17 protein-coding genes and 1 tRNA gene are annotated in these 17,791 nt (G+C 59.9%); 12 read left to right on the top strand and 6 right to left on the bottom strand.

All coding sequences use genetic code 11. From position 1 onward, the window contains the following. Window positions 1-282: 282 nt before the first annotated feature. Window positions 283-366, bottom strand: a tRNA-Leu gene (locus tag ODJ80_RS13280). A 168-nt stretch (window positions 367-534) separates the two neighbouring features. Here ODJ80_RS13280 and ODJ80_RS13275 point away from each other — a divergent pair. Both ODJ80_RS13275 and ODJ80_RS13270 read left to right on the top strand, forming a co-directional pair. Further along, on the top strand, window positions 535-1,071 hold the full coding sequence (locus tag ODJ80_RS13275; RefSeq protein ID WP_178863275.1) for a QueT transporter family protein: 537 nt from the start codon (window positions 535-537) through the stop codon (window positions 1,069-1,071). A 44-nt stretch (window positions 1,072-1,115) separates the two neighbouring features. Further along, window positions 1,116-2,504 carry a TrkH family potassium uptake protein gene (locus ODJ80_RS13270; RefSeq protein WP_178863273.1) on the top strand — a complete coding sequence of 463 codons (1,389 nt, stop codon included), beginning with the start codon at window positions 1,116-1,118 and terminating at the stop codon, window positions 2,502-2,504. Window positions 2,505-2,658: 154 nt separating this feature from the next. Here the strand turns inward: ODJ80_RS13270 and ODJ80_RS13265 are convergent, their stop codons facing one another. Further along, on the bottom strand, window positions 2,659-3,042 hold the full coding sequence (locus ODJ80_RS13265) for a metal-dependent transcriptional regulator (RefSeq protein WP_263042455.1): 384 nt from the start codon (window positions 3,040-3,042) through the stop codon (window positions 2,659-2,661). Between the two features lie 72 nt (window positions 3,043-3,114). Continuing rightward, window positions 3,115-4,416 (bottom strand): cytochrome c biogenesis protein/redoxin, encoded by a 1,302-nt coding sequence (locus tag ODJ80_RS13260; protein ID WP_178863271.1) that lies wholly within the window; start codon window positions 4,414-4,416, stop codon window positions 3,115-3,117. A 172-nt stretch (window positions 4,417-4,588) separates the two neighbouring features. Here ODJ80_RS13260 and ODJ80_RS13255 point away from each other — a divergent pair, with 172 nt between their 5' ends. From ODJ80_RS13255 to ODJ80_RS13210, 10 genes are all read left to right on the top strand, one after another. Beyond that, window positions 4,589-4,981 (top strand): DUF3783 domain-containing protein, encoded by a 393-nt coding sequence (locus ODJ80_RS13255; protein ID WP_263042454.1) that lies wholly within the window; start codon window positions 4,589-4,591, stop codon window positions 4,979-4,981. Beyond that, the gene (yaaA, locus tag ODJ80_RS13250) at window positions 4,978-5,760 is read left to right on the top strand and encodes a peroxide stress protein YaaA (RefSeq protein ID WP_263042453.1); all 783 of its coding nucleotides are present in this window, start codon (window positions 4,978-4,980) and stop codon (window positions 5,758-5,760) included. The genes ODJ80_RS13255 and yaaA overlap by 4 nt, the downstream gene beginning before the upstream one ends. A 135-nt stretch (window positions 5,761-5,895) precedes the next feature. After that, on the top strand, window positions 5,896-6,600 hold the full coding sequence (locus ODJ80_RS13245; protein WP_263042452.1) for a transglycosylase domain-containing protein: 705 nt from the start codon (window positions 5,896-5,898) through the stop codon (window positions 6,598-6,600). Window positions 6,601-6,649: 49 nt separating this feature from the next. Beyond that, window positions 6,650-7,624, top strand: coding sequence for an AraC family transcriptional regulator (locus tag ODJ80_RS13240; protein WP_178863263.1), 975 nt, complete (start codon window positions 6,650-6,652; stop codon window positions 7,622-7,624). A 103-nt stretch (window positions 7,625-7,727) separates the two neighbouring features. After that, window positions 7,728-9,131, top strand: coding sequence for a rhamnulokinase (rhaB, locus tag ODJ80_RS13235; RefSeq protein ID WP_263042451.1), 1,404 nt, complete (start codon window positions 7,728-7,730; stop codon window positions 9,129-9,131). Beyond that, window positions 9,125-10,543: an arabinose isomerase gene (locus tag ODJ80_RS13230; RefSeq protein ID WP_263042450.1), complete on the top strand. Its 1,419-nt coding sequence runs from the start codon at window positions 9,125-9,127 to the stop codon at window positions 10,541-10,543. The genes rhaB and ODJ80_RS13230 overlap by 7 nt, the downstream gene beginning before the upstream one ends. Window positions 10,544-10,588: 45 nt before the next feature. Then, window positions 10,589-11,416 carry a rhamnulose-1-phosphate aldolase gene (gene rhaD, locus ODJ80_RS13225; RefSeq protein WP_263042449.1) on the top strand — a complete coding sequence of 276 codons (828 nt, stop codon included), beginning with the start codon at window positions 10,589-10,591 and terminating at the stop codon, window positions 11,414-11,416. A gap of 79 nt (window positions 11,417-11,495) precedes the next feature. Continuing rightward, on the top strand, window positions 11,496-12,422 hold the full coding sequence (locus ODJ80_RS13220; protein ID WP_263042448.1) for a DUF1848 domain-containing protein: 927 nt from the start codon (window positions 11,496-11,498) through the stop codon (window positions 12,420-12,422). 89 nt (window positions 12,423-12,511) lie between these two features. Continuing rightward, window positions 12,512-13,021 carry a flavin reductase family protein gene (locus ODJ80_RS13215; RefSeq protein ID WP_178863253.1) on the top strand — a complete coding sequence of 170 codons (510 nt, stop codon included), beginning with the start codon at window positions 12,512-12,514 and terminating at the stop codon, window positions 13,019-13,021. 125 nt (window positions 13,022-13,146) lie between these two features. Then, a complete protein-coding gene (locus ODJ80_RS13210) occupies window positions 13,147-15,780 on the top strand; it encodes a cation-translocating P-type ATPase (protein WP_263042447.1) in 2,634 nt (877 codons plus the stop codon). Window positions 15,781-15,807: 27 nt separating this feature from the next. Here ODJ80_RS13210 and ODJ80_RS13205 read toward each other — a convergent pair whose 3' ends face one another. The 3 genes from ODJ80_RS13205 to ODJ80_RS13195 form a co-directional block, all read right to left on the bottom strand. Beyond that, the gene (locus ODJ80_RS13205) at window positions 15,808-16,296 is read right to left on the bottom strand and encodes a hypothetical protein (protein ID WP_263042446.1); all 489 of its coding nucleotides are present in this window, start codon (window positions 16,294-16,296) and stop codon (window positions 15,808-15,810) included. A 96-nt stretch (window positions 16,297-16,392) separates the two neighbouring features. Continuing rightward, window positions 16,393-17,226: a deoxyribonuclease IV gene (locus ODJ80_RS13200; protein WP_263042445.1), complete on the bottom strand. Its 834-nt coding sequence runs from the start codon at window positions 17,224-17,226 to the stop codon at window positions 16,393-16,395. Next, window positions 17,220-17,585, bottom strand: coding sequence for an MmcQ/YjbR family DNA-binding protein (locus tag ODJ80_RS13195; RefSeq protein WP_263042492.1), 366 nt, complete (start codon window positions 17,583-17,585; stop codon window positions 17,220-17,222). The genes ODJ80_RS13200 and ODJ80_RS13195 overlap by 7 nt, the downstream gene beginning before the upstream one ends. Window positions 17,586-17,791 lie beyond the last annotated feature (206 nt).

The following is a 17,791-nucleotide window of genomic DNA, read 5'->3' as shown; positions in this document are numbered from 1 at the left end:
GCTTGATTTGACAAGGCCCGCCTTGCTATTCTTCCAGCAGGGCGGGCTTTGCCGTTAGAGAATTGAGTCCCTTAGTGGAACTCCACCAGAGTTGTGCTAAATAGATGCCAACGGGAAACGCGGGCAAGAAAAAACCGCGAACCCCACAAAAGTGAAGTTCGCGGTTTGGGAGCGGCAGCTCGCCGCCGGTCGAGGTGACAAGATCACTGTCCGCTGCAGGCGCGAGCGAAAAGGCAGAAGAAAAAGCTGAGCCCGGAACGCGAATTGCGTCCAGGCTCAGCCTGGTGCGGGCAACAGGACTTGAACCTGCACGGGAAACCCACCAGAACCTAAATCTGGCGCGTCTGCCAATTCCGCCATGCCCGCATAGAGAAAGCTTTTTTATTATAAGCCATTTGAACTTAAATCGCAAGTGAAAATGACAGAAGTTTTACTTGCTTTTTTGGATAAAAAAGAGTATCCTATCTCATGCGGGCTTACCCCGCGGTCAGTCGCGACATCCTGACCTTAAAAAATACTAGGAGGAAACTGAATATGAGTACTTCCAAAAGGGTCCGCTTTCTGGCGCTAGGCGCTGTGATTGCGGGGCTTTACGCTGTCCTGACTTATGTGGCAGCGGCAATGAACCTGGCCTATGGGGCGGTGCAGTTCCGCTTTTCCGAGGCATTGACGGTTCTGCCAGTGTTTACCCCAGCCGCTGTCCCAGGCCTGGCCCTGGGGTGTTTTATTGCCAATCTGGCAAGCCCCTTGGGCGTGGTGGATTGGGTCTTCGGTACGGGGGCCACCCTGCTGGCGGGTATTGGCACCTGGCTGGTGCGGGATGTGAAGGTGAAAGGCGTGCCTGTGCTGGCGCCCCTTCCGCCGGTTATCGCCAATGTGGTGCTGGTGGGCTTTGAGATTGCCTGCCTTTCCAGTGCAGGAACCTTTTCCCTTGGCAGCTTTACCTGGGCGGCTTTCGGCGCCTCTGCCCTTTCTGTGGGCATAGGGGAGCTGGTGGTCTGCTATGTGCTGGGCCTGCCCCTGATTTTGGCCTTGCAGCGAACTAAGGTGATGAATAGGCTTGCTGCCTAAGTCATAGAAAAGATCATAGAAAAAGGAGTAAGGGTGATTTTGCTATGCCCGGTTTTAGTGACATCCGCCAACAACTTAGTGACAAGATCAAGACTACGCCTCCGGTAAGGGTGATTGTCGTCAGCTTTGCCCTCATCATTTTGGTGGGGACCTTGCTGCTGATGCTGCCCATCTCCTCTAAGGTAGGGGGAGCTTCCTTCATCGACGCCCTTTTTACTACCACGTCGGCCACCTGTGTGACAGGCTTGGTGGTGGGGGATACCTACACCCTGTGGACGCCCTTCGGCCAAGGGGTAATCCTGGGCTGCATCCAGCTGGGGGGCTTGGGCCTCTCTACCCTGACAATCGGCTTTTCGCTGCTGGTGCGGCGCAAGCTGGGCATCCGAGAGATGAAGCTGGCAAGCGAAAGCTCTGGAGGCAGCGGCCTGGATATTGCGGGGCTGCTGCGCTTGACCATCATTTTTACCTTTGCTTGTGAGGCGATCGGCGCCTGCTTGCTGGCGCTCCGCTTTGTGCCCATGTTTGGCGTGAACGGCATCTGGCCCTCTATCTTCTGCGCTATTTCCGCTTATTGCAACGCGGGCTTCGACGTCCTGGGTTTTGTGGAGGGGAACAGCAGCATGACTGCTTTTGCCGGAGATCCTCTGGTCTCCCTCACCATTTCCTTCCTGATTATTATTGGCGGCTTGGGCTTTATCGTGGTGCAGGACATCTACCTGTGCAAAATTCAGCCCCGGTTCCATCATAAGGACACCATCCGTTTGAATTTTCACTCCCAGATCTGCCTCCGGGTGACCATAGGCTTGCTGGTTTTTGGCACCCTGGGCTTTTTCCTTCTGGAATTCAGCAACACCATGCAGGGCCTGAATGTGCTGGAAAAGCTCAATTGCGCCTTCTTCCAGTCCACCAACACCCGCACGGCGGGATTTGCCTCTGTGGATATCGCTTCACAGTTTGAGTTCACAAAAGTTCTTTCTGTGTTGCTCATGTTCATCGGCGCCTGTCCTGGTTCCACGGGCGGCGGCATCAAAACCACAACCTTCACCGTGCTGGCTGCAACCATCGTGTGCACCATCCGCGGGAAAAGCGAGGCTGTGATCCTGCGCCACCGGTTCTCTACCCCAACGGTGTATAAAGCCTTTACGCTGACCTTTGTGTCCATCCTGCTGGTCTTTATTGACGCGGGTGTCATCAGCTCTTTGAACCCGGATATCCTCTACATAGACTGCTTGTATGAGGCCACCTCTGCCTTTGGAACCGTGGGGCTTTCCGCCAGCGTCACACCCAACCTGGACCCCATCTCCAAGCTTATTTTGATCTTTACCATGTTCGTCGGCCGTGTGGGCCCCCTGTCCTTTGGGCTCTCCATTCTTATGCGCCACAAGGAAAAGGGCGCTTCCATCTATCCCGAGGGCCGGATGATTATTGGATGACCCAATGGCCCTGTGGCGGCAAGGCCTGCGCGCCCCTTGCTATATGTAATAAAACGCCCGTTCCCTTCTCCAGTCGCGGGAGAGGGGGACGGGTTTTCCTTTGGCAAAAAGAAAAGCCCGCCGGGAAATCCAGGCGGGCGTGGTCTCTGTAGGATCACTGTGGCTGCTGCTGGCCGGCAGCCACATGGCGTTTGATGGCTTCAAATGTTTCCCTGCTCAAAACGTGCTCAATGCGGCAGGCATCCTGCGCGGCAATGGCCGGGTTCACTCCCAGAGAGACCAGCCATTGGGTGAACAGCGTGTGGCGCTCATACACGCTTTCGGCGATTTTCCGGCCTTTTTCCGTGAGGGAGATCAAGCCGTCCTCGCCCATGGTGATGCAGTCCTGTTCCCGCAGGTTCCTCATGGCCACGCTGACGCTGGGTTTGGAAAATCCCATTTCCGCCGCAATGTCCACCGAGCGCACCGTACCGTTGCGCTCCTTCAGCACCAGGATTGTCTCCAGATAGTTTTCGGCAGATTCTTGGATCTTTGGCAACTTTATCCCTCCTGCTTGGTATTGGCTCTATTATACCGGGTTTCCCGATGGAATGCAAGGGGGAAGCCCCCCTTAAGCGCCGCCGTCTATGGTTTGCTGAATGATGCTCCGCATCATGTCCAGGGTCAGCTGGCCTGTCACATAGCCGTACACATTTCCATCCGTGTCGATCATAAAGGTGGTGGGGAACCCGCTGATATAATAGCTGTATGTGGAGACCGCCCCACCCTCGTCCATCAAAGTGGGGTAGGTGTAGCCGTTCTCTTCCATAAAGGCGGCAACATCTTCCGCAGTCCCTTCCTGCCCCAGGTTGGGATGGGCCACCCCCAGAAAGACCACATCCCCTTGGTTCTCGCCATATTCCTCATACAGCGCCTGGATATCGGGCATCTCCGCCCGGCAGGGAGGGCACCAGGTACCCCAGAAATTCAGGAAGACCACCTTCCCTTGGTAATCGGAAAGGGTGTGGCTGTTGCCAAGCTGGTCCTTTAGGGTGAAGTCCGGGGCGGGCACAGCTTCCGGGTCCGCCTCTGCCTCCGAGGCAGCCTGGGAAGAGCTCTCCGCTGGGCTGCTTTCCGCCGGAAGGCTGCTGGCCTCCCCAGTTTCCTCTTCCACCGCTGAAGAAACCGTGGAGCTCTCCGACGCCCCAAAGCTGGAGAGGTAGTTGGTGAGATGGTTCATCCACCCGGTGAACATCATCACGCCCATAAACACCATGAGCACCCCACCAATTTTCACCGTGTACTTTACCACGTTCTTGTGTTTGCGGAACAGTTCCAGCAGAGTGCTGGTGAACAGTCCCACCGCCAAAAACGGCAGCACAAACCCCAAGGTGTATACCCCGATAAGCACAAAGCCCTGTGCCGCTTGGGCAGAAGTAGCCATCAGCAGCACACTGGCCAAGGTGGGCCCCACGCAGGGGGTCCAGGCAAAGCTGAAGGTGAAGCCCAGAATCAGGGCCACCAGAGGGTTCATCGCCACCTTGTCCAAACGGAAGGGAAGCCGGGCTTCCCGGTTTAGCAGCTTAGAGGAGCCGAACAGCCCCAGCTGGTACAGCCCGAACAGGATGACAATAATGCCCCCCACCCGGCCCAGGATCATCCGGTTCTCCCGGAAAAACTGTCCCGCCGCCGTAAAGCCGAACCCCAGCAGGAAAAACGCAAAACTGATGCCCAGTACAAAAAACAGGGTGTTGCAAAGCACCTTGCTCCGCTTGTAATGCACCGTGCCCTCTTCGTCCACGGTGCGGCCGCCACCGGACAAATAGCTGATGTACATGGGCAGCAGGGGCAGCACGCAAGGGGAGAAAAAACTCAAAAGCCCTTGCAGGAAAACGGTCAGAACGGGAACGCTTGTCTCAACGGAAAAACCCATGGCTTGCTCTCTCCCAATTTCAAAGTAGTCTTGTATGGTAACTGTACAGGATGGGGGAGAAAAAGTCAAGAATGATTTTTAATTTTCCCTCCGCCCTTGCCAAGCGGGGCGCAAAGTGCTAGTATGAGGGCTGAAAATGCTTTATTTTTGGAAAAAGGAGGCGGCGCCTGTGGTGCCAACAGTATTGCTCTATAATTTGGAAAATGACAAGGGGCGGAAAATCAAGGCCCTGTGTTTGACATTGAAGCTGCGCGCCCGTTCTGTTCTTCCAGAGGACTTTGGCCAGCCTCTCAACGGGGTGTTGGGCCTAGCGCCTCGTGCTGAAACGGCTGAGGCAGGGAAGGCCTTTCCTGATGAGCTGCTGGTGATGGCCGGCCTTTCCTCCCATCAGATGAACCAGCTGCTCCAGGATTTTCGCCGGAAGAAGATCCCTCCCGTGGAGCTGAAAGCAGTGCTCACCGCCTCTAACGGAGGCTGGAACGCCTATCAGCTGCGGGATGAGCTGAAAAGGGAACACGAGGCCATGCTCCGGGGGGAGAACCTCCACGAAGGGAGAAACCTGTGAAGCTGCTCATCTCCCCAGCCAAGAAGATGCGGGTGGAGCGGGACTTCCTCCCGCCGGAGACGTGCCCGGCCCTGCTGGACCGCTCCTCCCTGCTTTTGGAATATTTGCGGGGCCTGCCCCTGCCGGAGCTGAAGCGGCTGCTGGCCTGTAACGACGCCTTGGCCCAAGAGGCTTACCGCAATTTTCGGGCCATGGAATTGGACCGGGGAGAGACCCCCGCCCTTTTTGCCTATGACGGCATCCAATACAAATACATGGCTGCGGGGCTGTTCACCCAGGAACAGCTGGACTATGTGAAAGAGCATCTGCGCATCCTCTCAGGATTCTATGGGGTACTGCGGCCCTTTGACGGGGTCAGCCCCTACCGCCTGGAGATGCAGGCCAAGCTGAAGACGGACTTCTGCCGCAACCTGTATGAATTCTGGGGGGATTCCCTGGGAAATATCCTATTGCAGGAGGACAGCGTGCTGGTGAACCTGGCATCGGAGGAATATGCCAGAGCGGTGCGCCCCTGGGTAAAGGGAAAGGCCCGTTTCATCACCTGTGTCTTTGCGGAGGAACCGGAGCCAGGGGTGTTCCTGGAAAAAGGGGTTTATGTGAAGATGGCCCGGGGGGAGATGGTCCGGTTTGCCGCGGAGAACGCCGCAAAGGCCCCAGAGGAGCTGCGGGCTTTCGACAGGCTGGGCTACCGCTTTGCCCCCAGCTTATCCAGCGAAGAAACGTATGTGTTCACCCGGAAGGAGGCCCCCACCGCCCGGAAAAAGGTGGGAAAGCTGTAAGAAGTATTAATCGAGAATAAAGATTGTCGTCAGAAATTTGCAAGAAATGGCTGGTAAGATAGTGCCATGGAAAAGGAAAGCCGGGGGACGCCTCCGGTAAAGAGCGGGGGAGACCCCTTGAAGAAAGGAACAGCCATGAAACTCTTGCGGATCGTTCGGAACGTGGTGCTGCTGGTGCTGGCCCTGTGCCTGTGCGCCGTGCTGGCCCTGGCCTTTTTAGGCTGGCAGATGTACACCCAGGCATTGGAGGAGATGCCCCTGGATCAAAAGGTGCGGCAGGTGCGGGCTCAGGAAAGCTACACCACTTTTGAGGAGCTGCCAGATACCTATGTGCAGGCGGTTATCGCTGCGGAGGATCACCGGTTCTACCAGCACAGCGGCATCGACGTTATCGCCATTGGCCGGGCCCTTTGGAATGACCTAAAGGCCATGTCCTTTGTAGAGGGGGGCAGCACCATCACCCAGCAGCTGGCGAAAAACCTGTACTTCACCCAGGAAAAACAGCTGACCCGCAAGGTGGCGGAGATGTTCATGGCGTTCCACCTGGAGGCAAACTACACCAAAGAGGAGATCTTTGAGCTGTATGTCAACTCCATCTACTTTGGCAGCGGATGTTATGACGTGGCCTCCGCCAGCCAGACCTATTTTGGGGTGTCCCCCAGCCAGATGACCGATGACCAGTGCACCCTGCTGGCAGGCGTGCCCAATGCCCCCTCGGTCTACGACCCCACCGTCAACCCCGACCTGAGCCAGCAGCGCCAGCGGCAGGTGGTCAGCCTGATGGTGAAATACGAATACCTCACAGAAACAGAGGCCGCCTCCCTGCTGGCGGCGGCCTAATGGCTGTTTGAGCGATAGAATTTGAAAGTGCAAGGGAAGAAGGGATAAAATGCGGGAAGACCTGATGCAGGAACTTCGCCGGATTACAGAGGAAGAGGAACAGCTGCTTGCCGGGGGCCAGGTGGACCGGAGCCTTTACACCACGGGAAGCGCCTTTTTAATTGACAGCGACAAGCTGTTGGCCAAGGGGAAACTGATTACCGTGCGGCCCCACACCCGGTTCGCAGCGTTTCCTCTGCACACCCATAATTATGTGGAGATCATGTATATGTGCTCGGGGCAGACCGTCCACCATGTCGAGGGGCGGCCTCCTCTTACGCTCCGAAAGGGGGAGCTGCTGTTTTTAAACCAGCAGGCCTCCCACAGTGTGGAGCGGGCCGGGGAGGAGGATGTGGGTGTAAATTTTATCGTGCTTCCCCAGTTTTTTGACTACGCCCTCAACCTGATCGGCACGGACAACGTGTTGGGGCGTTTTGTCCTGAGCGGCTTAAAGCAGAGCGGCGGGGAGATGAGCTGCCTGCATTTCCGGGTGGCAGAGGCCCCCACCGTGCAGAACCTGGTGGAGAACTTGGTGTGGAGCCTGGTCCACCCCCAGCCCAATGGGCGGCGCATTAATCAAGCCACCATGGGCTTACTGCTGCTGCAGCTGCTCAACTATACTGGGGACCTGGAGGAAGCCTCGGGCAATGGGGCGGTGCTGGCCGCCCTGCGGGAGATTGAGGAGAATTACCGCACCGCCGACCTGACTCATCTGGCGGCGGAACTTCATGTATCCCTGCCCTATCTCAGCGCCGCGGTACACCGCACCACAGGCCGCACCTTCAAGGACCTGCTTTTGGAAAAGCGCCTTTCCAAGGCGGCCCAGCTTTTGCGGGAGACCCGGCTCACTACCCAGGACATTATCTTGGCGGTTGGCTATGAAAATACCAGCTATTTCTACCGGGTGTTCCGCTCGCGCTACGGGGTTACCCCCAGGGACTACCGCCGGGATCGAGGCGGGGATTTCCTTTCCCAAGAGGGGTAAGGCCTCGCTGGAATCAAAAAGTCAGGACGTGTTTTCGAGAAAACACGTCCTTTTCTTTTGGGCGCGCACAGGGTATTCTGAAAGGCAAAGGGAGGAATGTGTTTTGAATACAACCTATCTGGCGGTGGATATTGGCGCTTCTTCAGGGCGGCATATCCTGGGCTGGGTGGAGCAGGGAAAGACCTGCCTGCGAGAGCTCTACCGCTTTGAAAACCGGGCTGTCCACCGGAATGGCCGCCTTTGCTGGGATGTGGACCGCCTTTTCGAGGAGATCCTCCAAGGCTTGGAAGCCTGCCGGGAACAGGGCTTTTCCCCCGCCTCTGTGGGCATTGACACCTGGGCTGTGGACTTTGTCCTGTTAGATAGAAACGGGGACCCCCTGGGGGACGCCGTGGCCTACCGGGACAGCCGTACCCAGGGCATGGACCGGCTGGTGGAAGAGCAGATCCCTTTCCAAGAGCTCTACCGCCGCACCGGCATTCAGAAGCAGGAGTTCAACACCATCTATCAGCTCATGGCCGTAAAACAGCAGGAGCCCCAGCTCTTGGAGCGGGCCCAGCGGCTTTTGATGGTGCCGGAGTACCTGACCTACCGCCTCACCGGAAAGATGGAGAACGAGTACACCAACGCCACCACCACCGGCCTGGTGAACGCCCGGACCAAGACCTGGGATGGGGAGCTTTTGGACCGGCTGGGCTATCCCCGCCGCCTGTTCGGAGAGCTGCGCCAGCCCGGTTTCTCTGTGGGGGGATTTGCCCCGCGGGTGCGGGAGCGCCTGGGATTCGATTGCAAGGTGCTGCTTCCCGCCACCCACGACACAGGCTCCGCCTTTTTAGCAGTGCCCGCTAAGGAGGACGGCGTGTACCTCTCCAGCGGCACTTGGAGCCTGCTGGGCACCGAGCTGCCAGAGCCAGTCACTACCCCGGAGAGTTTGGCCCGCAACTTCACCAATGAGGGGGGCTATGGGTACCGGTTCCGGTATCTCAAGAACATCATGGGCCTGTGGATGCTCCAATCCATCCGCCGGGAGGCGGGGGAGGGCGTGTCCTTCAACGCCCTGGAGAAAGCCGCCCGGGATGCGGCGGATTTCCCCTCCCGGGTGGATGTGAACGACGGCCGCTTCCTGGCCCCGGAGAACATGGGGGAGGCCGTGAGCGCCTTCTGCCGGGAGACAGGGCAGCCTGTGCCCGCCACTTTGGGGGAACTGGCAGCCTGTGTGTACCACAGCCTGGCCCAGAGCTACGCCCAAAGCATCCAAGAGCTTTCCGCCCTCACCGGAAAGAGCTACACCGCCGTGAATATCGTGGGCGGCGGCAGCCAGGACGGCTATCTGAACCAGCTCACCGCCAACGCCACAGGCCTTCCCGTCTACGCCGGACCCACAGAGGCCACCGCCCTGGGGAACCTGATGGTGCAAATGCTGGCCGCCGGGGAATTCCCCGACCTGGCAGCGGCCCGCAAAGCCGTTCGACACAGTTTTTCCATCCAGGAGGTATTGCCATGTTAGTTGAGACAAAAGCCCGCGTGGGCGTGTTCGCCATTGCCTTGGGGGCCTATCTGCCCCAGTTTCCCTCTTTGGTGCCGGAGTTCCAGTCCCAGTACAAAACCTTTAAGACCATGATTCCCGATTCCGTAGAGCTCATCGACGGCGGCATCGTCACCACCAAGGAGCTGGCCCAGCAGGCAGGGGACAAGTTCCGCGCCGCCGATGTGGACCTGGTCATCCTCCAGCTGCTCACCTATGCCACCTCTTACAACATGCTGCCCGCCGTGCGGGATTTGGACGTGCCCGTGGTTCTGGTGAACGTCCAGAAGCTCCGCGCCCCAGATTATGAGAACACCGGCACCGCCCAGTGGCTGGGCGAGCTGTACGCCTGCGGCGCCGTTGGGGAGATGGTGGCCGACCTGGAGCGGGCCGGCAAGCGCCATGCCGTTATCACCGGCGTGGTGAAGGGGGGAGATCCCGTTGTGCAGGCGGAGATTGAGGATTGGTGCAAAGCCGCCCAGGTGCGCCGCCGCTTCCGGGACTTGAACCTGGCCCAGATTGGCCGGCCCTATCCCGGTATGATGGATTTGTACATCGACGAGACCAACCTCTATCACCGCATGTGGCTGTACACCAAACAGTTCGACTGGGAGAAGATGTGGGCCATCGCCGACGGCGTCACCGATGAGGCCGCTATCCGCCAGAAGGCCCAGGACATTCTGGACACCTTCGATATCGAGGGCGGCGGCACCGTGGAGAAGGTTTGGGACATGGCCCGTTACCTGGTGGCCTTTGAGGCCTGGGTGAAGGAGGAGAAGCTGGGATTTATCGCCTCCCACTACGACGGCTTCGCCCAGGGCAAGGCCGGCGTGCTGGACTCCATGCTCATCCCCGCCTTCTCCATGCTCATCAAGGAGGGCGTGGCCTGCGCCGTGGAGGGCGACATCAAGGTGGCCATGGCCATGTCCATCTTAAAGACCATCGCCGGCACCGGCCAGCTTTCCGAGATGTACTCCATCGACTTCAACGAGGACATCTGCATCATCGGCCACTCCGGCTCTGGGGACGCGGCCATCTCCGCCAAAAAGCCCACCATGAAGATTGTCCCCGTGTTCCACGGCAAGACCGGCGGCGGGTATCTCACCCAGTTCTACCCCCACCTGGGGCCGGTCACCTACCTGGGGATCACCCAGGACAGGGACGGCCATTTCAAGTTCGTGGCGGCGGAGGGCGTCAACGAGGAGGGACCCATCTTCACCTTTGGGGACACCAACATGCGCACCCGCTTCACCTGCGGCGCCCGGGAGTTTGTCAACCGCTGGAGCGAGGCGGGCCCCACCCACCACATGGCGGCTGCCAGCGGGCGGCATATCGGCACCATCCTCAAGGTGGCCAAGATCTTCAACGTCCCCGTGGACGTTATCACCCGCTGACCTACGGCCTGGGACTTGGCTTGAATCTGTGAAAGGGAGAGAACAATGGCAATTACTGATATTGAAGTGATGCAAAATTACATCCGCATGTGCGGCGACGGCTGGGACCAAGGCTGGCACGAGCGCAACGGCGGCAACCTGACCTACCGCATGCGCCCCGAGGAAGTGGAACAGTGCCGCCCCTATTTCAAAGACTCCCCCGGCGAGTGGGTGGAAATGGGCGTCCAGGCGGACAACCTGCGGGGAGAATTTTTCATCTCCACCGGCAGCGGCAAGTATTTCCGCAATGTGCCCCTGGCCCCCCAGGACAACATCTGCATTGTGGAGATTAACGCCGCCGGGGATGCCTGGCGCATTGTCTGGGGCCTGGAGAAGGGCGGCTGCCCCACCAGCGAGTTCCCCAGCCATTTCCTCAATCACAGCGTCCGCAAGGAGGCCACCGGCGGGGCGTGCCGTGTCATCTACCACGCCCATCCCGCCAACCTCATCGCCATGACCTACATCCTGCCCCTGACGGCCCGGGACTTCACCCGGGCCCTGTGGAAGAGCGCCACCGAGTGCCCGGTGGTGTTCCCCGGTGGCGTGGGCGTGGTGCCCTGGATGGTTCCCGGAGGCAGGGATATCGCCCTGGCCACCAGTGAACGAATGAAGGAGTACGACGCGGCGGTGTGGGCCCACCACGGGCTGTTCGCCTCCGGCCCGGACTTCGACACCACCTTCGGCCTGATGCACACCATCGAGAAGGCGGCCCAAATTTACATCCTGGCCCTTTCCGCGGGCCAGGGGAAGATCCTCCAGACCATCGAGGATGACCAGCTGCGGGCCATCGCCAAGGATTTTGGCGTCACCCTGCGGGAGGAATTCTTAGACTAAAAAGGGAGCGGGCACAGCCCGCTTTTCTTTTTGCCCCGCCCGTGCTAGAATGGAGACAGCAGAGAAAGGAGGCCTTTCTATGATTCTCAGCGCCAGCCGCCGCACGGATTTGCCCGCCCTCTATGGCCCTTGGCTGCTGGGCCGCCTGGAGGCCGGGGAGGTGCTCATCCCCCAGCCCTACCGGGCCCGCCACACCACCCGGCTGCTCTTTTCCCCGGAGACGGTGGACGCCATCGTTTTTTGGACGAAAAACCCCATCCCCTTTCTGCCCCTGCTGGGGGAGGTGGAGGCCCTGGGCTACCGGGACTTTCTGTTCCAGTACACCATCACCGCCCTGGACACACACTGGGAGCCCGGCCTGCCGCCCTTGGAGGAACGCCTCACTGCCTTTGAAAAGCTGGCCCAGCGGCTCGGCCCCGCCCGGGTGGAATGGCGCTTCGACCCCATTCTCTTGGACAGCGAACGCACCCCCGCCTGGTATGCCCGGCGCTTTGAGGCCCTCTGCCGCCGTCTGGCCCCCTGCACCACCCGGTGCGTCCTGAGCTTTGCGGACCACTACGCCCACAACGGCAGCCTGTTCCGGGAAGCCCCTCCCGCTCAGATGGAGGAGGCTGCCGCCCGCCTGGGGGAGGTGGCTGCCAAGTACAGCCTGCCCCTGTACACCTGCGCCGAGGCCGGGGACTACGCCGCCTACGGTATCCAGCACGGCGCCTGCATCGACGGCCAGCGGCTGGGCCGGCTGGTGGGCTGCCCCCTCCAAGCCAAAAAGGACAGCGGCCAGCGCCCTGCCTGCGGCTGCGTGGAGAGCGTGGACATCGGCGCCTACAGCACCTGCGTCAACGGGTGCCGCTACTGCTACGCCACCCGCAGCCCCGCCACTGCCGCAAGACATTACGCCGCCCACCATCCCCAGTCGCCCATGCTCACTGGTTGGCCGGGAAAGGACTGGGCAATTTCGGAAAAGCGTCCGCCCTCTCTTAAAGAAGGGCAGCTTTCCCTGTTTTAGTGGCAGCTGGAAAATTCCTCCTTGCTAAGTGGGCCGGAATGTGAAATAATAGGGAAAACAGGATGTTGTATTTAAAAGGAGGCATTTCTATGGATGAAAAAGCACTGTATAAGATAACATATGGGCTGTATGTGGTGTCCGCCCAGGCTGAGGGCCAGCGCAGCGGCTGTGTGGTGAACACCCTGCAGCAAGTCACCGCCGAGCCTGTGCGGCTGGCTGTCACGGTGAATAAGGAGAGCCTCACCTGCCAGCTCATTCAGAAAGCTGGGCGCTTTGCCGCTGTGGCCCTGGATCAGCGGGCGGATATGATGGCCATTGGCCGTTTTGGCTTCCGCACGGGCAAGGATATGGACAAGTTTGAGGGCATCCCCTACAAAGAGGACGCCGCCGGCATGCCCTATCCCACCGCCACTGCCTGCGCCCATTACAGCTGCAAAGTGGAGCAGACGCTGGACCTGGGCACCCACCTGATGTTTGTGGGCTTGGCGGAGGAGTCTGAGATCCTCACCGAGGACGAGCCCCTCACCTATGCCTATTACCGGAATGTCATCAAGGGTTTTACCCCCAAGGGCGCCCCTTCCTACCAGGGGAACAAGTAAAAAGGAACTTTAGAAAGGGCCCTCATAAAGGGGCCCTTTCTTGCTGCTCATAATCCGGCTCCGTCTTGCATAGACCTTGTAAAAAAAGCTGGGCAAAAGCCCGGCTTGCAAGGAGGGGCAAAAGCATGGAGCTTTACAGCCAAAGCCGGGAGGAGGCTGTCCAAACGCTGGGCACCGATCCCGCCCGGGGACTGAACCAGAGAGAATGCCAGCGGCGCCTGGAACAATATGGGAAAAACGAGCTGCGCCCTGCCAAGCGCCGGGGGCTGCCGGCCCGGTTCTTCAGCCAGTTTCAAGATCTGATGGTCCTGATCCTGCTGGCTGCGGCGGCAGTCTCCTTTGCGGTATCCTGGGTGCGGGGGGATGGAGAATATGTGGATTCCCTTATCATCCTGGCCATTGTGGTGTGCAATGCTGTCATCGGCACTGTGCAGGAGGTTCGGGCGGACCGGGCCATCCAAGCGCTGAAAAAACTGTCCTCGCCCCATGCCTGGGTCATCCGGGAGGGCAGGCGCCAACGGGTGGAGAGCAGCCAGCTGGTCCCGGGGGATTTGGTGGTGCTTCAAGCGGGGGACCTGGTCCCCGCGGACCTGCGGCTTCTCAAAAGCGCTGAATTAAAAATTGAAGAATCCGCCCTCACCGGGGAATCCGTCCCAGCGGAGAAGGACGCGGGGGCCCATTGCCCCGGGAACGCCCCTCTGGGGGAGAGGAAGAATATGGCATTCGCCTCCACGGGCGTGGCCTCCGGCGCCGGGGTGGGCGTGGTCTCCGCAACGGGCATGGATACAGCCATGGGCCGCATTGCCCACATGCTGGAGCACGAGCAGTCCCCGCGGACGCCCTTGCAGCAGCGCTTGAAGAGGATGGGCAAGGTCATGGGCGTGGGGGTAGTCCTCATCTGTGCCGCCATTTTCCTGTTGGGGCTCTTCCAGCAGCGCCCTCCTTTGGAGATGTTCATGATTGCCATTAGCCTGGGGGTGGCCGCCATTCCCGAGGGGCTTACCGCCGTGGTGACCATCGTGCTGGCCATGGGGATCAAACGCATGGCCCAGAAAAGGGCGATTGTCCGGCATCTGCCCGCCGTGGAAACACTGGGCAGCACGCAGGTCATCTGTTCTGACAAGACGGGCACCCTCACCCAAAACAAGATGACTGTGGTGGCCTTTTCCTCCGCCCGGGGGGAGGAGCGGCTGGATTCTCCTGCGGCTCAGTTTGCCTTAGAGCTGGCCGCTCTGTGCAGCGATGCCCAGAAAGTGGGGGAGAAATTCACAGGGGACCCTACGGAAACAGCCTTCTTGCGGGCCTGTAAGCGGGGAAAGGGGGAACTGGAGGGCTGCTATCCCCGAGTGGGGGAGATTCCCTTCACCTCCGCCCGAAAACGGATGACCACCGCCCACCGCCTGCCCGAGGGCGGCTTTCGCCTCATTGCCAAGGGCGCGCCGGATGTGCTGATTGCCCGGTGTACGCAGCTGCTCCAGGGCGGGGAAATCCGCCCTCTTACCGGCGCCATGAAAGCAAAGCTCCTCTCGGACAACAGCCGCCTGGCGGAGCGGGCCCTGCGGGTGCTGGCCGTGGCCTACCGGGACGTGTCCGCCCTTCCCAGCGATGACCGGGAGAGCGAGAGCCAGCTCATCTTCTGCGGGCTCATCGCCATGGAGGACCCGCCCCGGCCCGGCGTGAAGGAGGCTGTGGCCCAGTGCAAGCGGGCGGGCATCCTGCCGGTGATGATCACCGGGGACCACGCCGCCACAGCCCTGGCCATCGGCCAGAGGCTGGGCATTGCCGAAAGCCCCTCCCAGGTGATGACTGGTCCGGAACTGGACCGGCTGGATGACGGCGCCTTGAGCAAAAAGGTGTTTCAATACCGCATTTTCGCCCGGGTGTCTCCAGAACACAAGGTGAAGCTGGTGCGGGCCTTCCAGCAGCGGGGCATGGTGGTGGCTATGACCGGGGACGGCGTCAACGACGCCCCCGCTCTGAAGGCGGCGGATATCGGCTGTGCCATGGGCAAAAACGGCACCGAGGTGGCCCAGTCCGCCGCGGACATGGTCCTCACCGATGACGACTTTTCCACCATTGTGGCTGCCGTCCGGGAGGGACGGGGCATTTACCAGAACATCCGCAAGACGGTCCATTTTCTTCTCTCCTGCAACATCGGGGAGATTTTGGTGGTGTTCGTGGCTTTCCTGCTGCGGGCTCCTACGCCCCTGCTGGCCATCCAGCTCCTCTGGGTCAACTTGGTCACGGATTCCTTCCCGGCCCTGGCCCTGGGCGCCGATCCCATCCAGGGGGACGTGATGGAGCAGCCGCCCCACAAGCGGGAGGAGGGGGTCTTTTCCGGTGGTGTAGGGTTCGCCGTGGCGGTGGAAGGCTGCCTGGTGGGGGCCCTGGCCCTGCTGGCCTACACCATTGGCCGCGCCTTTTTCGATTATGACCCGGCTGCTCCCGCCATTGGCCGCACCATGGCCTTTTGTGTGCTCAGCCTGTCCCAGCTGGTCCACAGCTTCAACATGCGCTCGGAGCACTCCGTTTTAAAGCTTGGCCTGCTCTCCAACCGGAAACTGGTGGTTGCCTGCGGGTTCTGCGCCATTCTCATGGTGAGCGTGGTGCTGTTCCCGCCCCTGTCCGCCCTGTTCCAAACTACGGCTCTCACAGCCTTCCAATGGCTCATTGTGGCGGCTCTCTCCCTGTGTCCCCTGCTGGTGGTGGAGGGGGAGAAGCTCCTCTGGGAGCATCTGCCCCGCAAAAAGAAAAACTGAGAGGATAGCCCTCTCAGTTTGCCGCTGTCACCGTATCCGCCGGGCGAACACCTCGCAGTTCACCTGGAGGCCCTCCGCCTGTTTCGTCACATTCTGCCAGTGGAAAGTGTCCTCTGTCACCTTCACAAACCGCCACTGGTTGGAAGGGTCCTCTAACACCGTACAGGCGATGACGCCCCCCTCCTTGCGGGCCTCCAGCCGGGTGGTGCCCTTGGAACAGATGTACGTCATGTCATAGCAGCGGCGCTTTGGGTTGTACATCCGCACCGCCGCGCCATATTCTCCGTCCGGCTGGGGGTTTTCCTCCCGGGTGTCCCGGGAGGGGCAGATGAACAGGTCCTCAATGGCCATGCCGTCCAGCGCCCGGCGGAAGTACCACTCGCCTTTCAAATGGCGGCCGCCCCTGTCCTGATAGTCAAACTCCCAGTCCCCCAGCAATGGGGCGAACCAGTCGTCCTCAGCCGGCAGGGCGGGGTTTGCCTGCCGGCTGAGCAGCGCTTCTGCAAATCTGTCCATGTTCCTTGCTCCTCTCCCAAAATCTATGCTCATTCTACCATAGCCCAAAGGGAAAAGAAATGGCTGAACCCACTAAAAAAGGGCGCAGCCATTTGTTTATCCCTGATAGGCCTCTTTCATCATGGCGATCTCCCGGGCGTACCCTGCCAAATCGTTGGGCGTCTCCAGGTAGAAAGGCAACTCCCGCAGGGCCGGGTGATTGATAATGCGGGTCAAAGCCTCCAGTCCCAAGGTGCCCTCGCCCAGTTTTTGGTGGCGGTCCTTGTGGCTGCCCAGGGGGTTCATGGAATCATTGAGGTGGACGGCCATCAGCCGCCCCAGCCCAATGACCTTGTCGAACTTCTCCAGCACCCCGTCCAGGTCGTTAACGATATCGTAGCCCCCGTCGGAGACGTGGCAGGTGTCCAGGCACACGCCCAGCTTGTCCGAAAGCTCCACCCGGTCTAGGATGGCCCGGATCTCTTCAAAGCTGCGGCCTACCTCCGAGCCCTTGCCCGCCATGGTCTCCAGCAGCACCGTGGTGGATTGCTCCGGCGTCAAAATGGCGTTGAGGTGCTCCGCAATCAGCGCGATGCCCGTTTCTGCCCCCTGCTTCACATGGCTGCCGGGGTGGAAGTTGTACAGGCTCCCGGGGATGTTTTCCAGCCGGGCCAGATCGTCCGCCATGGTCTCCCGGGCAAAGGTCCGCAGGCCCTCGTCGGCGGCGCAGGCGTTCAGCGTGTAGGGCGCGTGGGCCAGAATGGGGAAGAGGCCGTGCTCCTGGGCAAAAGCCCGGTAGGCGGCCATGTCCTCCAAATCCAGGGGCTTGGCCTTGCCGCCCCGGGGGTTCCGGGTGAAGAACTGGAAGGTGTTGGCCCCGATCTTCACGGCCTCTTTCCCCATGGCCAGATAGCCCTTGGAGCTGGATAAATGGCATCCGATTTTCAGCATGAGTGGTTCTCCTTTCCTTTTGGCGCGGTGAGCCGCCAGCTTTCCGCCAGCATGTTCTGGATGTCCTCCACGGGCACCGAACCGTCTAACACAATGGTGTTCCAGTGGGCCTTGTTCATGTGGTAGGCGGGCCGCACCGCTGGGTAGGCGTCCCGCCAAAAGAGCAACCACTCCGGGCTGCACTTCACGTTGACCCAGATATGCCCCTCCCGTTCATAGAGAAAGGCAAAGGCCTTTTTGTTTTGCCAGTGGCGCATCACAGTCCAGTTATCGTCGTGAAAGGGATAGTCCTCCCGCACATCCGGGGAGAGGCCCTTGCAAAAGGCGATGACCGTCTCCCGCTTGGTCCAGTCCTCCATCACAAAGCTCCTTTCTCTTTCGGTTCTATAACCCTTCTAAGTTTATCTATCCCTATTCTGTCCGGGATGTGCCAGCAGCGCCACCGTCTCGACTTGTTCTTCATTGTCCAAACTAATACTCATGTCTTCCTCGATAATCGGCAGCTTAAATTTGATGGATTTTAACCACTGTCCATTGGCTTGGCGTTCCGGGTAAATCTGAATCT

It is taken from the genome of Acutalibacter sp. LFL-21 (assembly GCF_025630755.1).
GTDB classification, from domain to species: domain Bacteria; phylum Bacillota; class Clostridia; order Oscillospirales; family Acutalibacteraceae; genus Acutalibacter; species Acutalibacter stercoravium.
The sequence above is the reverse complement of the archived record's forward strand: the minus strand, read 5'-3'. Positions and strand labels throughout refer to the sequence as shown.

Coding starts and splice junctions, on each gene's coding strand:
- ODJ80_RS13275 (WP_178863275.1), top strand. CDS start 535: ATGAGTACTTCCAAAAGGGTCCGCTTTCTGGCGCTAGGCGCTGTGATT.
- ODJ80_RS13270 (WP_178863273.1), top strand. CDS start 1,116: ATGCCCGGTTTTAGTGACATCCGCCAACAACTTAGTGACAAGATCAAG.
- ODJ80_RS13260 (WP_178863271.1), bottom strand. CDS start 4,416: ATGGGTTTTTCCGTTGAGACAAGCGTTCCCGTTCTGACCGTTTTCCTG.
- ODJ80_RS13245 (WP_263042452.1), top strand. CDS start 5,896: ATGAAACTCTTGCGGATCGTTCGGAACGTGGTGCTGCTGGTGCTGGCC.
- ODJ80_RS13240 (WP_178863263.1), top strand. CDS start 6,650: ATGCGGGAAGACCTGATGCAGGAACTTCGCCGGATTACAGAGGAAGAG.
- ODJ80_RS13230 (WP_263042450.1), top strand. CDS start 9,125: ATGTTAGTTGAGACAAAAGCCCGCGTGGGCGTGTTCGCCATTGCCTTG.
- rhaD (WP_263042449.1), top strand. CDS start 10,589: ATGGCAATTACTGATATTGAAGTGATGCAAAATTACATCCGCATGTGC.
- ODJ80_RS13220 (WP_263042448.1), top strand. CDS start 11,496: ATGATTCTCAGCGCCAGCCGCCGCACGGATTTGCCCGCCCTCTATGGC.
- ODJ80_RS13215 (WP_178863253.1), top strand. CDS start 12,512: ATGGATGAAAAAGCACTGTATAAGATAACATATGGGCTGTATGTGGTG.
- ODJ80_RS13210 (WP_263042447.1), top strand. CDS start 13,147: ATGGAGCTTTACAGCCAAAGCCGGGAGGAGGCTGTCCAAACGCTGGGC.
- ODJ80_RS13205 (WP_263042446.1), bottom strand. CDS start 16,296: ATGGACAGATTTGCAGAAGCGCTGCTCAGCCGGCAGGCAAACCCCGCC.
- ODJ80_RS13200 (WP_263042445.1), bottom strand. CDS start 17,226: ATGCTGAAAATCGGATGCCATTTATCCAGCTCCAAGGGCTATCTGGCC.
- ODJ80_RS13195 (WP_263042492.1), bottom strand. CDS start 17,585: ATGGAGGACTGGACCAAGCGGGAGACGGTCATCGCCTTTTGCAAGGGC.